General features: G+C 68.9%; 13 protein-coding genes and 2 pseudogenes. 8 read left to right on the top strand and 7 right to left on the bottom strand.

Annotated features, from left to right (window positions below; translation table 11 throughout):
- The first annotated feature begins 140 nt into the window (after nucleotides 1-140).
- Nucleotides 141-806, top strand: coding sequence for a signal peptidase I (lepB, locus tag ACWV17_RS27220; protein ID WP_455361756.1), 666 nt, complete (start codon nucleotides 141-143; stop codon nucleotides 804-806).
- On the opposite strand, the pseudogene ACWV17_RS27215 reads toward lepB, so the two are convergent.
- Nucleotides 772-900 (bottom strand): annotated as a pseudogene (locus ACWV17_RS27215) (IS256 family transposase); the annotation flags it as partial. The gene lepB and the pseudogene ACWV17_RS27215 sit on opposite strands and share 35 nt — an antisense overlap.
- Before the next feature lie 263 nt (nucleotides 901-1,163).
- Between ACWV17_RS27215 and ACWV17_RS27210 the strand changes: the two are divergent.
- Nucleotides 1,164-2,585: an ATP-binding protein gene (locus tag ACWV17_RS27210; protein ID WP_455361755.1), complete on the top strand. Its 1,422-nt coding sequence runs from the start codon at nucleotides 1,164-1,166 to the stop codon at nucleotides 2,583-2,585.
- Between the two features lie 409 nt (nucleotides 2,586-2,994).
- Nucleotides 2,995-4,764, top strand: coding sequence for a hypothetical protein (locus ACWV17_RS27205; protein ID WP_455361754.1), 1,770 nt, complete (start codon nucleotides 2,995-2,997; stop codon nucleotides 4,762-4,764).
- On the opposite strand, the gene ACWV17_RS27200 is transcribed toward ACWV17_RS27205, so the two are convergent.
- The gene (locus tag ACWV17_RS27200) at nucleotides 4,694-6,811 is read right to left on the bottom strand and encodes an ATP-binding protein (protein WP_455361753.1); all 2,118 of its coding nucleotides are present in this window, start codon (nucleotides 6,809-6,811) and stop codon (nucleotides 4,694-4,696) included. The two genes, ACWV17_RS27205 and ACWV17_RS27200, sit on opposite strands and share 71 nt — an antisense overlap.
- 279 nt (nucleotides 6,812-7,090) lie before the next feature.
- Between ACWV17_RS27200 and ACWV17_RS27195 the strand changes: the two genes are divergently transcribed.
- Both ACWV17_RS27195 and ACWV17_RS27190 read left to right on the top strand, forming a co-directional pair.
- Nucleotides 7,091-7,273: a hypothetical protein gene (locus ACWV17_RS27195; RefSeq protein ID WP_455361752.1), complete on the top strand. Its 183-nt coding sequence runs from the start codon at nucleotides 7,091-7,093 to the stop codon at nucleotides 7,271-7,273.
- Entirely contained in the window at nucleotides 7,270-7,509 is a 240-nt protein-coding gene (locus ACWV17_RS27190; RefSeq protein WP_455361751.1) for a hypothetical protein, read from the top strand. Before ACWV17_RS27195 ends, ACWV17_RS27190 begins: the two co-directional genes overlap by 4 nt.
- Here ACWV17_RS27190 and ACWV17_RS27185 read toward each other — a convergent pair whose 3' ends face one another.
- Nucleotides 7,510-7,722 (bottom strand): DUF4287 domain-containing protein, encoded by a 213-nt coding sequence (locus tag ACWV17_RS27185; RefSeq protein WP_455361750.1) that lies wholly within the window; start codon nucleotides 7,720-7,722, stop codon nucleotides 7,510-7,512.
- Nucleotides 7,723-7,788: 66 nt separating this feature from the next.
- Complete coding sequence (locus ACWV17_RS27180) at nucleotides 7,789-8,352, bottom strand: DUF998 domain-containing protein (RefSeq protein WP_455361749.1); 564 nt, start codon at nucleotides 8,350-8,352, stop codon at nucleotides 7,789-7,791.
- A gap of 7 nt (nucleotides 8,353-8,359) precedes the next feature.
- Here ACWV17_RS27180 and ACWV17_RS27175 point away from each other — a divergent pair.
- A pseudogene (locus tag ACWV17_RS27175) lies at nucleotides 8,360-8,584 on the top strand (response regulator transcription factor); the annotation flags it as partial.
- Between the two features lie 300 nt (nucleotides 8,585-8,884).
- Here the strand turns inward: ACWV17_RS27175 and ACWV17_RS27170 are convergent.
- The gene (locus ACWV17_RS27170) at nucleotides 8,885-9,289 is read right to left on the bottom strand and encodes a hypothetical protein (protein ID WP_455361748.1); all 405 of its coding nucleotides are present in this window, start codon (nucleotides 9,287-9,289) and stop codon (nucleotides 8,885-8,887) included.
- Between the two features lie 170 nt (nucleotides 9,290-9,459).
- On the opposite strand from ACWV17_RS27170, the gene sigJ reads away from it, so the two are divergent.
- On the top strand, nucleotides 9,460-10,413 hold the full coding sequence (sigJ, locus tag ACWV17_RS27165; RefSeq protein ID WP_455361747.1) for an RNA polymerase sigma factor SigJ: 954 nt from the start codon (nucleotides 9,460-9,462) through the stop codon (nucleotides 10,411-10,413).
- A gap of 311 nt (nucleotides 10,414-10,724) precedes the next feature.
- Here the strand turns inward: sigJ and ACWV17_RS27160 are convergent, their stop codons facing one another.
- Together ACWV17_RS27160 and ACWV17_RS27155 are read right to left on the bottom strand one after the other, a co-directional pair.
- The gene (locus ACWV17_RS27160) at nucleotides 10,725-11,168 is read right to left on the bottom strand and encodes a PIN domain-containing protein (RefSeq protein WP_455361746.1); all 444 of its coding nucleotides are present in this window, start codon (nucleotides 11,166-11,168) and stop codon (nucleotides 10,725-10,727) included.
- Nucleotides 11,165-11,425 (bottom strand): ribbon-helix-helix domain-containing protein, encoded by a 261-nt coding sequence (locus ACWV17_RS27155; RefSeq protein WP_455357370.1) that lies wholly within the window; start codon nucleotides 11,423-11,425, stop codon nucleotides 11,165-11,167. Before ACWV17_RS27155 ends, ACWV17_RS27160 begins: the two co-directional genes overlap by 4 nt.
- Nucleotides 11,426-11,974: 549 nt before the next feature.
- Between ACWV17_RS27155 and ACWV17_RS27150 the strand changes: the two genes are divergently transcribed.
- Complete coding sequence (locus tag ACWV17_RS27150; RefSeq protein WP_455361745.1) at nucleotides 11,975-13,129, top strand: type III PLP-dependent enzyme; 1,155 nt, start codon at nucleotides 11,975-11,977, stop codon at nucleotides 13,127-13,129.
- Nucleotides 13,130-13,205 lie beyond the last annotated feature (76 nt).

Below are 13,205 nucleotides of genomic sequence, written 5' to 3'. Positions count from 1 at the left end.
GGGCCCCCAGCGCCAGCACGTGACTGGGTCAAAGACTCCACCGACCTGTGCGGCCTTGGGAGTGGGGTGCGTTTCCGCCCCGAGATCGTTTAGCCTCTGCTGGTCCGCACGGCCTCAGGCGGTTCAAGGGAAGGGCGTTTATGCACCAGCGGGGAGTCGGCAGCCGGCTGAGGGCCGCGGCCTGGGTACTGGTGCCACTCGGGCTGGTCCTGGCGCTGGGGGGCATCGGGTACTTGCTCACGAATTACCAGGGGGCCACCGTCATGAGCGAGGCGATGGAGCCCACGTACCGCCCGGGCGAGCGGCTGGTCATCGAGAACATCGACGCGGGCGAGATACGCAGGGGCGATGTCGTACTCGTCCACGTGCCCGATCGCTATCGGGACAGACCGGTTCTGCAGCGGGTCATCGGGATGGGCGGCGATCACGTGGTGTGCGACGGAAATCAGATCACGGTGAACGGGAAGCCGGTCGACGAACCCTATGTGATGCGCGGCGAAGTGAACCCGGCAACCGGACCGTACGACGTGCAGGTGCCGGACGGGCGGTTGTTCCTGCTGGGCGACCACCGAGGGAACTCGAACGACTCGCGGTTCTTCCTCGACGAGCAGTCGGGCAGCGTCGCGGCCTCTGGGGTGCTCGGGCGAGTGCAGAAGGGTTCCACTGCGCCGGCGGTGTTGGTGGCGCTCGGGGGCCTCGGGATCGTGCTGACCTTGGTTGGGATCGGCCTGGGGATCGGGGGGTACGCGGCCGGGCGGCGGGCCCGGCGGCCGCTCGCGGCTGTGCCGCCGTGGCCCGTGGCCTAAGCGATCTGATCATCGCGCGCAGCAGATCCGGACTCGCCGCAGCGAGGTGGTCTTCGGTCCGGGCGTGCAGGGGCAAGCTGTCAGGTGCGGTCATCGTGCTGATCTCCTTCGTGACTCGACATCTCGAAGGAGATCAGCCGGTGGCCGTTCGTCTATGCGGACACCCACCCGAACCCCGGCACAAACCCCGGAACAGGTAGAACCCGTACACCACTTCCAAGGACGCAACCCGACTCAAGCAGTCAGTCGGCCTCTCGACCCCGGCGAGGGGCGCCATACGGGAAGGAACATCCGGACCGAATACTGCCACGCGCGATAGTATCGCTGTCGATACCATCTCCGACGGGAGCGTATGGCATGCGTCGATTCATCGGGCGCGAGCGAGAGCTGCGGGTTCTGGGCGCGGCCTTCGAGAAGGTCCGCGAGGGGGGCGGTTCTCAGAAGCCCGGCCAGTGCATCCTGCTGCGCGGGCGGCGTCGGGTCGGCAAGTCGAGCCTGGTCGAGGAGTTCCTCAGCCGTGCCGAGGTCCCTTACCTCTTTTTCACCGCAGCAGGGGGATCTACTGAGGACGAGCTCGCGGAACTACTCGACGCCGTCGCTTCCTCCACCCTGCCGGAGCGGTCTCTGTTCGCCGAGGAGGCGCCGACACAATGGAACGCTGCGTTCCGACTGCTGGCGGAGATCCTGCCCGACGACAGCCCGAGCGTGGTCGTGATCGACGAAGTCCCGTACCTCATGGACCGAATCGACGCCTTCGAAGGCATGCTGCAGCGGGCGTGGGATCGGCTGCTCAGCCGCAAGCCGGTACTGCTTCTGCTGGTCGGCTCCGATCTGTCGATGATGGAAGCCCTGAACAGCTACGACCGGCCCTTCCACCAGCGCGGGCGCGAGATGGTCCTTGGGCCGCTCAATCCCGCTGACATCGGCGACATGCTCGGCCTGGAACCGGCGGCCTCGTTCGATGCAACTCTGGTTACCGGCGGACTGCCTCTCATCTGTGCCGAGTGGGCGCAGGGGACCTCGCTGTGGCAGTTCCTGCGCACCTCGCTCGACAATCCCATCTCCGCGCTCCTGGTCTCCGCGGAGCGGTCACTGGCCGCCGAGTTCCCTCCCCAGGCGATGAGCCGGGAAGTGCTGCGTGCCATCGGGAGCGGCGAGCGCACGTTCACCAACATCGCCCGGGCGGCCGGCGGAATCTCCCACACGACTCTCACCCGGGCCACAGACGTCCTGACGGAGAAGCGCGTGGTCGCGGCTGAACTGCCCGTCTCCCTCAGGCCATCCAAGGAGCGCCGCTATCGGGTGGCCGACCCGTATCTGCGCTTCTGGCTGGCATTCCTCGATCCGCACATGGCAGAGATCGAACGCATGCGCGGCGACCTGACCCTGAGCCGGATCAAAGAACAATGGACAAGCTGGCGCGGCCGGGCCATCGAGCCGCTCGTCCGCGAGTCCCTTGCCCGCCTGCTTCCCGACGGGGACCTGCCCGCCGCCCCGGCCATCGGCGGATACTGGACCCGCAGCAACGACGTCGAGATCGATCTGGTCGGCGCCGACCGCCAGCCGGTGGCCAAACAGCTGCTCTTCCTCGGATCGGTCAAGTGGCTGGAGAACTCGGCTTTCGACAGCCACGATCTCGCCGCACTGCACAAGCACCGGGCAGCAGTCACTGACGACCCCGTGCCACTGATCGCGGTGTCCCGCAGCGGCGTCAACTGCGCCGGACTGCAGGCAACGTACGGCCCGGAAGAACTGCTCACCGCCTGGCGCGGAAACTGAACAGCCGGATATCCGGTCGGCCCGAGCCATGCCCCGTGGTTCCAGTTCTGGCTGTATTCGCCTGGACGGCGCGTGCCACTACGTGCCAGCCAGGGCGGTAGACAGCGGTCACCAGAAGGCCGCTCGCATCCCTCGCGACCATCAGCAACAAGCGACCCGAACACGCCCAGATTTGCGGGTCGGCCGGTCAAGCGCCACGTCGGTGACCCCTGGCGCTGCCCCGACCGCCGACATGAGCTCCTGGGGCAATGCGCTGATCGAATTGGCCGCACCGCACAGATAGGGTAAGCACACGATTACGCCACGCACGCTCAGGAGGACACGAGTGGGGCCAGCCGAACCCCTCCCGATACGCGTGCCGGTCGGCGATGGATCCCCTCGGTGGTCCAGCCGGACAGCGCATCGCCGAGTGTTGCTGGTGGTCCACAACGCAACCTCTGCTGGACGTCTGCTGGATCTGCTGCCGCTGTTCCATAACGACTTCCGCGTTCAGCTGCTGGTCACTTCAACAGGGTCCTCCGCGTTCCAGGGTGGAGTCCGCGAACTCTTCGATAACTTGGCGCTGCCCGAGCTTCCTTGGGAGCAAGCGCTGTCGACACCGGTAGACCTCGCGGTTTCCGCAAGCTTCGGCGGGCAACTCTGCCTCATTCAGGGCAAACTGGTCATTATTTCACATGGTGCCGGTTATACTAAGAAACTAAGCGAGCCGGGAGCCGGGAGCCGGGAGCCGGGAGCCGGGAGCCGGGAGCCGGGAGCCGCGAGCCGCGAGCCGCGAGCCGCGAGCCGGGAGCCGACGTTCGGCTTGTCGCCGGAGTGGCTTCTGGCGGACGGCAAGCCGTTCACGGACGGCCTCGTACTGTCCCACCCGGAACAGCTGGAGCGGTTGCGCCGCGTATGCCCAGAGGCGGTGCCCGCCGCCGTACTCGCCGGGGACCCCTGCTTCGACCGCATGCTCGCTGCCCGTCCGTACCGAAATCGGCTGAGACGCGCCTTGGGGGTACGCCGTGGCCAACGGCTCGTCGTTCTCAACTCCACCTGGAACCCGGAGGGATTCTTCGGCAGCGGCGGCAGTCACGACATCCTTCCGAGTCTGCTTCCCCGGCTCGCCGCTGAGTTGCCGGCCGACGACTACCGACTGGCCGCCGTACTGCACCCCAACATCTGGCACGGACATGGTCACGGTCAGATCCGAGCCTGGCTGGACCAGGCTTGTCGCAGCGGGCTGACCTTGATCGATCCGGTTCACGCGTGGAGGCAGGCTCTACTGGCGGCAGACGTGGTCCTGGGAGACTTCGGAGCGGTGTCCTACTATGCGGCGGCGCTAGGCACCCCTGTGCTGCTGGCAGCGGACGGACAGGACAGGCTTGACCCCGAGGCACCCCTCGCAGCGTTCGTCCGCGAAGCACCACGACTCGATCCGCACGGCCCCCTGCGCCCACAGTTGGAGAACCTGCTGGCCGGGCACCGTCCGCTCACCGGTCCGGCCGAGTTCGTCACATCGGCTCCCGGCGCCTCGGCGGCGCTGCTGCGGCAGCACTTCTACGCGTTGATGGATCTTCCCGAGCCCGCGTTTCCCGCATCGCTGGAACCGCTGCCTCTGCCACCGTACGATCCCCCGCGACGGACGGCTCCCTTGCACGTGCGTACACGCGTCCATGGATCGGAAGTCGTGATCGAGCGCTCCACGGAACATCCCTACGACGCTGCCGGCGAAACGCACCTGGCCGTGCACGAGGACACCCGCGCCCCTGGGAGCCTGGAGTCGGCGGATGTGATCACGCGTGAAGGGCAGCCCGACGACCCGCGCCTGGGCGGTCCAGAGGTGTGGACCGCAGAGGTACTTCGGCGGCACCCGCACTGTGCGGCCGCCGCGTACGTGACCGGGCCGGACACCTGCACCGTGCGCACCCGGGACCACGGCGTGTTCCGGCTGTCCGCCGGCCCTGGAGCGGATGCGGATCCAGCGGCGTACGCCTCGTCCCTGTACGCGTGGCTGGCGAGCGGCGGCACAGTCCCTCCACCGGGCACCACGCTGCGGATGCACGTGGCCCGCGGTGTGCATCCGGTGGTGGTGGAACCCGCAGCAGGACCAACGGCTCAGGAGCCGACTACTGAGCCGCCTCGCAGCGCCGCCGCAGACCGGCCAGGTACCGCAGGTGCGGACCCGCCTGTGGCGTGAGCAGGCGCTCAGCCTCAGCGATCTTCGTCAATGCCTGGGTGTCTTCTCCCGCGTCGTGAAGTGTCTCCGCAAGGTCCGTGAGGGCGCGGGCCTGGTTGTACGCCTCCCCCTGCCGCGCGAAGAAGTCCGTCACCGCCTCCAGGAGACGGCGGGACTCCGCCAGCTGCCCCGACCCACGCAGAGCCCGCCCCTGGTGGCGCTCGGCCAGGGCGAGGGCCCGCGGGAGGTCCCCGGCGCCTTCCTGGCCGGGAGCGATCCGCCGGTAGATGTGCTCCGCCTCGACGAACCGCTCGTACGCCGCCTCGTACTGCCACCGGTGCAGGTTCAGCAGGCCCAGCAGTTCCACGGACGACGCCTCGCCGCGCGGATGGCCCGCCGCGCGCTCGCACGCGACAGCCGCCTGCGCCTCGCGGTCCGCCTGCTCCGATCGGCCCAGTTCGCCCAGGCAGTGCGCGAGTTGGAAGTGCAGCGCACCCGCCATCCGGGAATCGGGCCGGTGCTCGTCGGCGCACCTGGCCGCGATACGCAGCGCGGGCAGCACCTCGTCCCAGTAACCGGCCTTCAGCTGCAGCGGCCACAGCGCGCGGGTCAGCCGCAGAGCCGTGGTGATCTCCTGGTATTCCTCGGCCACGGACACGGCCCGGACCACGTTGCCCACCTCGGCCGCCAGCACCGCCACGCCCTCCGCCTCGCCGCGGTACGCGTCCCCGTTCTCCGGTGCCGGCTCGGTCCGCCAGCTCTGCGGCAGAGCGGCGTGCGCCGCGTGCAGCACCCTGTTCAACAGGGCTTCGAGCACCCGGCCCACGGCTGCCGAGCACTCCGGGATGCCATGCTCCGGGCCAGCGGTGTCGGCCAGATACCGACGTACCTCGGGCCGGAAACGGTAACGCCTGTCAGGCAGGGGCTCCAGCAGCTGGACGTCGGCCGCCTCGTCGAGCATCCGGGCGGCCTCGTCCTCGTCGATACCGGCGGCCGCTGCGGCAAGGTGGGCACTGACGGACGGCCAGCCGCCCAGCGCCGTCAGCCGGCAGAGCCGCGCCGTCTCCGGCCGCAGGAGACGGCAGGCGTGCTGTGCGGTGTCGCGCACGGGATGGTGTCCCGACCCTTCCGACTCCGGTTCCGCGAGCGCCGCGTCCTCGGCCAGCAGACGCATCGCCTCCGCCTTGAGGGCGAAGGCGTTGCCCGCGCAGCGGTCCAGTAAGCCGGGCATCCGCGCCCTGGCACGCGCGACCTTGTCCCGCCCGGCCACCTCTCTCAGCATCTTGACCGCGTACCGGTCGCTCAGCGGAGAAACGGCCACCCGCTCTGCCTCGAGCGCGAAGGGTGGGCCGGATACGACCACCAGCAGAAAGACGTCGGGGGTGGATGGCACGAGGCTGCGGACTTGGGCCACCGAGGAAGCGTGGTCGATCACCACCAGCGCCCTGCGCTCCTCGGTGAGCCGCCGGTAGAGCTGTTCCCGGCCCGACTCGGTGGGCGGCATCTGCTCACGCTCCACGCCCATCTGCCGCAGCAGACGCAACAGAACCGCGGCCGGCTCCGGGCCGCTCTCCCCCCATGCGTCACGCAGGTCGACATAGAACTGCCCGTCGGGGAACTGGGCACGGCAGGCGGCACTCAGATGCAGGGCGACCGCCGTGGTGCCGATGCCGGGTGGCCCGTACAGCAGCGCGACTCGGGGCCGACCCGCAGCGGGACGGGTCGCCTCCCGCTTCAGCTGCTTCAAGACTCGCTGACGGTTGGTGAATCCTCTTGGAGCCGGCGGAAGTCCACCGCCGGACAGCGCCATCGACTCCTCCTGGCCGCTCCGCACGAGCAGCGCCCACTCGCCCGCGTGCTGCGGATCAGGGCCCAGACGGGCATACAACCGGCCTGCCAGTGCCTCCCGCCCCGCCGGGTCCGCAGGCAACGGAGTCTCCCGCCCCATGGTCCTTCTCACCAGCGCACCCGTCGACAGGGTCAGCTGCTTGCCGATCTCCCCAGCAGCGCCGTTTCCCACGCCCAAGAGAAATGTGGTGAGCGCACTGAGTGCCACGATCTCCAACACGCCGGCCCCTCCCCTGTTCCCCGATCCGACCCTGGCCGGACTGTATCTCCGCTGCAGCAGATCAAGGAAACCTTTCGACCTCAGCAACTCCGGTCCGTCGCACGCCAGATACAGCTATACAGGCCATGCTCGGCGTCCTTTCAGGAGCAATGCTCAAGACCTGTGGATCGACCTCGGGGTGGCGCGCGAAGGGCATACCTTCCCGAGTGATCGATTGAGCGGCCGAAAGGGATCGCGGCATGACCGGCCTCCACCGTCCTGCGCGACCAGGACACGACGATGGCGGCCAGCGCGGTGGGCCGCCATCTGGACCGCCGGGCCGCCGACCTGCTGACCGAACCCCGTTTCACGGCCTGGGCCCAGACCATGACCGAGGTGATCGCGGATCGCGACTTCCTCGCCCGCCGCTTGCGCGAATGGACCCTGCTCAGAACCATCGCCGTGGGCCCGCCGAGGAGTTGACCGGCGCATCCGACTGGTTCCAGCGCTCGGCCGCAGCCATCGTGACCTCACCCGAGGCCCTCAAGCTGCTGGCCGAGCGCGGACGAACCCGCCGCGTTCGAAATGCAGCGAGCCGTCAGTTGCGGCACCGGGACCAGCCCAGTATCACCGCGTTCCGCGACACCGCGCGCCTCTTCCCGCTGTTCGGCCTGCCGGATCGCCTGAGTGAAGAAGCCGGCCTCGGCGTCCCGGCCTGATCACTTGCCGCTGTCCTCGGCGAGGGTGTGAGCGACGAGGGCGTTGGCGTGGCCGTGGCCGAGCCCGTGCTCGGCCTTGAGCCAGTTGACCAGCTCCATGTGCTTGGTCAGCGGGGAGGAGCGGATGAGGTCCTTCCATTCGGCGATCGGGCGGCCGTACTTCTTCTCGATAGAGGGAAAGTAGCTGGCAGGCCCCTTCACGGCGTCGGTCATGGGTGCCCCGTTTCGTAGCTCGATGATCTTGGTGGTGTCGATGATGCCCGCCGGAACGACGGTCGGCTAGCGGTCGGCCGGAACGCCGGCCAACCGAGCCGTCACCGCGCTCACCCACAGCAGGCCGAGGCCGGCGCCGGCGGTGAACGTCAGGACCGAGGCGGCCGAGAGCATGAAACCGGCGAGAACGGCCACGGGCACGACGCGGGACGCGACGGCCCACCCTCGCAGGCCCCGGACGGCGAGCGGACGGGCCAGCACGAAGAACGCGGCACACAGGGCGAGATAGCCGATCATTCCGCCGAACATGTGGACGGCGCCGTGCCCGCTCATCACGGTCGCCTCGGGTGCCCCGACGGGAAAGCCCGCACCGGCATCGGCCGGGAAGGCCGCCGCGGCCCAGAAAGAGAAGCCGAAGACACCGACCAGAGCCGGCCCCCACGTCCCGCCGGGGCCACCGCGCAGCGCCCGCCACAGTCCGGTCGCACCGGCGATCAGCAGCGCGCCGGTGAGCAGGAAGCTCGCCGTCTGGATCCAGCCCCACTCGCCGAGGGCGAGCTGACTGATCGCGTTCCGGGTGAAGTCGAAGCCGTCGCGCGCGAGCCCCGACCTGTCCCCCCACCGCGGCACCGCATGGCTGACCGGGGTGACGGAACGGGAGCGCGAGGTCCTGGAGCTGATCGCACGGGGCCTGTCGAACGACGAGATCACGGCACGCCTGCACCTGAGCATGGGCACGGTGAAGACCCACATCGGCCGCCTGCTGTCCAAACTGGCCGCCCGCGACCGCGCCCAGCTGGTGATCGCGGCGTACGAGTCGGGAGTCGTGTCGCCCTCCGACGGCGGCCTGGGAACACACTGAGGGGAAAGCCCCGGAGAAGGGCGCACCAGGGTCCTACCGTGCGCCCCGGCCCGTGCCCCATCCGTGCCCTTCGGAGCGGTGAACAGCGGTCAGGACAAGTACGACCGGGTCACCGCCAAGAGCCGTCCATGAGCGCGTTCCCGCAGGTCAGACCTATTCAGGAGTCCCGCGCCATTTGCGCACCACTTGACCCCTGCGGCCTGCCCTTCCGCCGTAGCTCGGCCTGCTCCTCGGGGTGCATGGGGACCGTAGGCTCCGAGGTAACTGCGGTGGCGGTGGCGACAGTGGTTCGCGCGGCGGCTACGACCGGGTGCCTGAGCGCTTCGACAAGCGGGGAGACAGTACCTGGCCCAGCGCGAGCACGCTCAGGCCGAACATCAGGACGCCCAGGGGGACATGGAGCGACGGCATGTGCGCGATGCCCAGCACCACCTGCACCGAAGCGAGTACGAGGAAGCCGGACGCGTACAGGATGGGGCGGGGTGACCGGCCGCCCGGCCGCCACGCCAGGATGGCGGCGAGCACGTACAGCATCGACGCGCCGTACATCACGCGCGATCCGGCGTCGTGCAGCACTGCGCCGTGGGTCGAGGACAGCAGCATTCCGGCGGTGACCGCCTGGAAGAAGAGGGACAAGGTCTGCAGGGCGATCGTGACCTGCAGGAATGTGAGTCTGCCCTGTACTGCCGTCGTCTGTGTGGCCATGACGTGGCCCCCTCTTCTGCCTCGCGGCGGTGGATCGGTAGTGTCTCGGTGGTCCGACGACGTGGGTACGTGAAATGTGAGGCGAAGCGCGGACCTCACAGTCCGGTGCGGTGTTTCGAGAAGTGTCGAGAGCGGAAGCGGACGAGAAGAACCAGGGAGCGGTCGCGACCATGAGCACCCCGTCCGAGCCAGGGCATGACCGGTCCGAGCCGGGCCTGAGCGCGATCGTCGGTGAGCGACGCCAGCTGATCAATCTCGCCTACCGGCTGCTCGGTTCGCTGGCCGAGGCCGAGGACGCCGTGCAGGAGACCTACGCCCGCTGGTACGCGCTGTCTCGGCAACAGCAGGAGGCCATCGAATCGCCCGGCGCCTGGCTGACGACGGTGGCCGGCCGCATCTGCCTGGATGTGCTCGGCTCGGCGCGGGTCCGGCGCGAGCGCTACGTCGGCGAATGGATTCCCGAGCCGCTGCCCGACCGTGCGGAGTGGCTCGGCGAGCGGGCGGGCGGCGGCAGGGCCGAGCTGGCCGACCCCGCCGACCAGGTCACCCTGGACGAGTCGGTGAACATGGCCTTCCTCGTCGTACTGGAGTCGATGACGCCGGCCGAACGCGTGGCGTTCATCCTGCACGACGTCTTCCGGTACCCCTTCGCCGAGGTCGCCGAGATCGTCGGCCGGACGCCCGCGGCCTGCCGGCAGCTGGCGTCCTCGGCCCGTCGACGTATTCGCGCCGCGCAGGCTCCGGCGGTTCCGGCGGCCGGGCAGGCCGGTCTGGTGCGGCATTTCAAAGAGGCGTGGGAGGCCAGGGACATCGAGGCCCTCGTCGGCCTCCTCGACCCCGACGCCACGATGATCGCCGACGGCGGCGGCCTGGTCGGCACCGTCCTCCGCCCGGTCGAGGGCAGCGAGCGCATCGCCCAGTACCTGATCCACATCGCCGGCAAAGCCCCAGGGCTGACTCTCCTGGAGCGGACGGTCAACGGCCGGCCCGGCCTGGTCGCCCAGCACGCCGGCGTCACCGTGACGGTGGCAGCGTTCAGTCTCACTGGCGGCCGTATCAGTCGCATCTGGGCGGTCCGCAACCCGGAGAAACTCCGTCCGTGGACCGAGAACGGACAGAGCTGACCCGGCGCCATGAATCTGATCACGCGGTACGGCGCCGGCACCGCTCCCGGGAAACAGCCCGCCTGATCTTGATCAGCACCGGGTTCATCGCAACTCGGGCCACGCCACGTGCCCTACCGCCAGGGGCGTGCCCCAGCCGTGCCCTTCGGGGTGGTGAATAGCGGTCAGAACCGGTGGGCAGAGGCAGTCACGACGAAGGCCGCCCGGACAGGAACCCGCAGGCCTGAGCAGCTCAGGCGTAGCGACACCGTCTGAGCCTCTCCCGCGGGCTCCAGACCCACAGGGGGCATCAGTTGGCGCCCCCGGACCCGTCAGAGAGGGAGGTCGTCGGGCAGGACTCGGAACGCTTTGTGGCGGCCGAGAGGGCGGACGGCACGAAAGTCGCGTCGGTCCAGGGTGAGAATCGCATCGGTGTCGTAGTCAGCCGCCAGGGCCACATTCACCGCGTCAGCCAGATCGAGATCGAGTCCCAAGTAGCGGGCACGAACGGATTGGGCAACGCCCAGGCGTTCCTCCGTGATCTCAGGTACGGAGACCCGGCCGCGGCGCATCCAGCCCCGGATGTCCTCGATCGCACTCATCGCGGCCTCACGGCCGAGTTCTCGAGTAGCCACGTGATCGAGTTCAGCCAACAGCAGCGGAGACATGACGAGCAGCCCGGCGGCCATGATCGCTTCCTGGGCTGCCTCGCGCTCTTGGTGCGTTGAATCCAGGGCAGCCAGAAGGCCGGACGTATCGGCGATGACGATGATCACGCGGCGGTTCCGGGATCCGTCTCGCGCTGGACGGCGTCGGCGACGGCGTCACGCACTTCGTCTTTGGGGAGGGTGCGCCCCGGGCCGGGGAAGGTGCGGGAGAACAGTGGCTCGTCCCACACTCGATTGGCCATCGCGGCGAGATGGATGCCTTGCCTGATGATCTCAGCCTCGCTTATACCGCGACGCTTGGCCGCTTCCTTGATGATCGCGAGGTCTTCCGGGTCGGCGTAGACGTTAGTGCGCTTCATCGTCATGTACCAACCATAGTCCATGTACCAGAATGATGTATACGTGCCGCTGACGAGGCGCGTGCCAGCGGATTGAACCGACTCGCCTCGATCGGCGCCGGGTCGACCTCTTGGTGTGGCGGGCCGTCGGTTCATCCCGGCCCGGCGACCGGCGTGCTCCACATGGCGGAACAACGGGCCTGAATTGGACTTACGGACAGCCAGCCACTTGGAAAGAATCCAGCAAACCATTAGGTTAGGCTCACCTAAGTGGTTGGATGTGGCCGTGTGGCTGCCCGCAGTCCGTTTTCCCAGGGGGGAACCGTGCCTCGTTCGAACAGTGCCGTCGCGCCGCGACCCATGGTTCACCGACCGGATTGCCCGCCTGACGCGTCGGACGGCGATGACCTGGCCGGCTTCTACTTCGACGCCCGCTGAACACCACCAACCTTCCGAACCCGACCCGACCCGACCCGAGGCAGAGCCGTGTCCATTCAGTTGCCGCCATCCGCCGCCCCACGATCCGCCTATCCCCTGGACGTGCTCCCCCTGGCGGTCCGTCACCGTCTTCTGGAGATGGCGCAGACCCGGGTCCCGGTGTCGGCCTATGTGTACGACGGTGCTGTCGCCGCCGAGCGCGCGCGCGAGTTGCGCACGGCGCTTCCGGAATGGGCAGCCGTCTACTACGCCGTGAAGGCGAACTCCTTCCCGGGGATCGTCCAGGCGCTGGCCCCGCATGTCGACGGCTTCGAGGTCGCTTCCCGTGCGGAGCTCGAACTCGCCGTATCGGCCAAGCCGTTGTCCGGGGACACCCCGGCCCCAGTGGTCGCCGCCGGCCCCGCGAAATCCGTCCCCGTACTCACCGCCCTGGTCCGGGCCGGAGCCGAGGCGATCAACGCCGAGAGTCTCCTCGAACTGCACCGGATCAGCCGGATAGCGGTCGGCGAAGGCGTCCGCGCCCGCGTGGCGCTCCGCGTCAATCCGGCGACGATCCCGGTCACCGGCTCGCTGCACATGGGAGGTGTCCCCTCCCAGTTCGGGGTGGCTGAGCCCGACGTGCCCGGCGTGCTGCGCGAAGCTCTACGGCTGCCTGGCCTGGATCTGATCGGCTTTCACATCCACGCCGCGTCCAACAACCTCGACGCCGAGTCCCATGCGGCGTATCTGCGCTGGTGCGTGGAGTGGAGCGTCAGGACCGCCCAGGACAACGGGGTCGACCTGCGCCATATCGACATCGGCGGCGGCATCGGCGTCGCCTTCGAGGGTGAGAAGCCCTTCGACGTCGCCCGCTTCGGTGAACTGGCCGCGGCTGTCGAGGTGCCGGCGGGCGTGAAGGTGGTGCTGGAGCCCGGCCGTTTCCTGGTCGCGGACTGCGGCTGGTACGCCGCCGAGGTGACGGACGTGAAGGAGTCCTACGGCGAGGAGTTCGTGGTGCTGCGCGGTGGCATCAACCACTTCCAGCTCCCCACCTCCTGGGACATCGTCCACAACATCGCGGTGCTGCCCGTGGAGGACTGGCCCGAGGAGTGTCCCCGCCCTTGCGCCGAACAGACGCGCGTGACGGTCGTCGGCGAGCTGTGCACTCCGGAGGACACCCTGCTGCGCGATGTCCTGGTGGACCGGATACGCGCCGGTGACCTGGTGGTCTTCCCGTACGCGGGCTCCTACGGCTGGGAGTTCGCCATGCACAGCTTCCTCGGCCACCCCGTCGCCGAGCGCCATCTGCTCTGAGGCGCCGGCAGCCCCGTCCGGGCCGTACCGCTGCCCTCGGGGCCTCGTTGCCACCCGCTCGCTCACCTCACCCTCC

This window comes from Streptomyces mabaensis (genome assembly GCF_053763515.1).
The sequence above is the reverse complement of the archived record's forward strand: the minus strand, read 5'-3'. Positions and strand labels throughout refer to the sequence as shown.

What these genes read in the sequence shown, in the direction of transcription:
- lepB (WP_455361756.1), top strand. Translation starts at nt 141, where the DNA reads ATGCACCAGCGGGGAGTCGGCAGCCGGCTGAGGGCCGCGGCCTGGGTA.
- ACWV17_RS27155 (WP_455357370.1), bottom strand. Translation starts at nt 11,425, where the DNA reads ATGACGATGAAGCGCACTAACGTCTACGCCGACCCGGAAGACCTCGCG.
- ACWV17_RS27210 (WP_455361755.1), top strand. Translation starts at nt 1,164, where the DNA reads ATGCGTCGATTCATCGGGCGCGAGCGAGAGCTGCGGGTTCTGGGCGCG.
- ACWV17_RS27195 (WP_455361752.1), top strand. Translation starts at nt 7,091, where the DNA reads ATGGCGGCCAGCGCGGTGGGCCGCCATCTGGACCGCCGGGCCGCCGAC.
- sigJ (WP_455361747.1), top strand. Translation starts at nt 9,460, where the DNA reads ATGAGCACCCCGTCCGAGCCAGGGCATGACCGGTCCGAGCCGGGCCTG.
- ACWV17_RS27170 (WP_455361748.1), bottom strand. Translation starts at nt 9,289, where the DNA reads ATGGCCACACAGACGACGGCAGTACAGGGCAGACTCACATTCCTGCAG.
- ACWV17_RS27150 (WP_455361745.1), top strand. Translation starts at nt 11,975, where the DNA reads ATGGCGCAGACCCGGGTCCCGGTGTCGGCCTATGTGTACGACGGTGCT.
- ACWV17_RS27185 (WP_455361750.1), bottom strand. Translation starts at nt 7,722, where the DNA reads ATGACCGACGCCGTGAAGGGGCCTGCCAGCTACTTTCCCTCTATCGAG.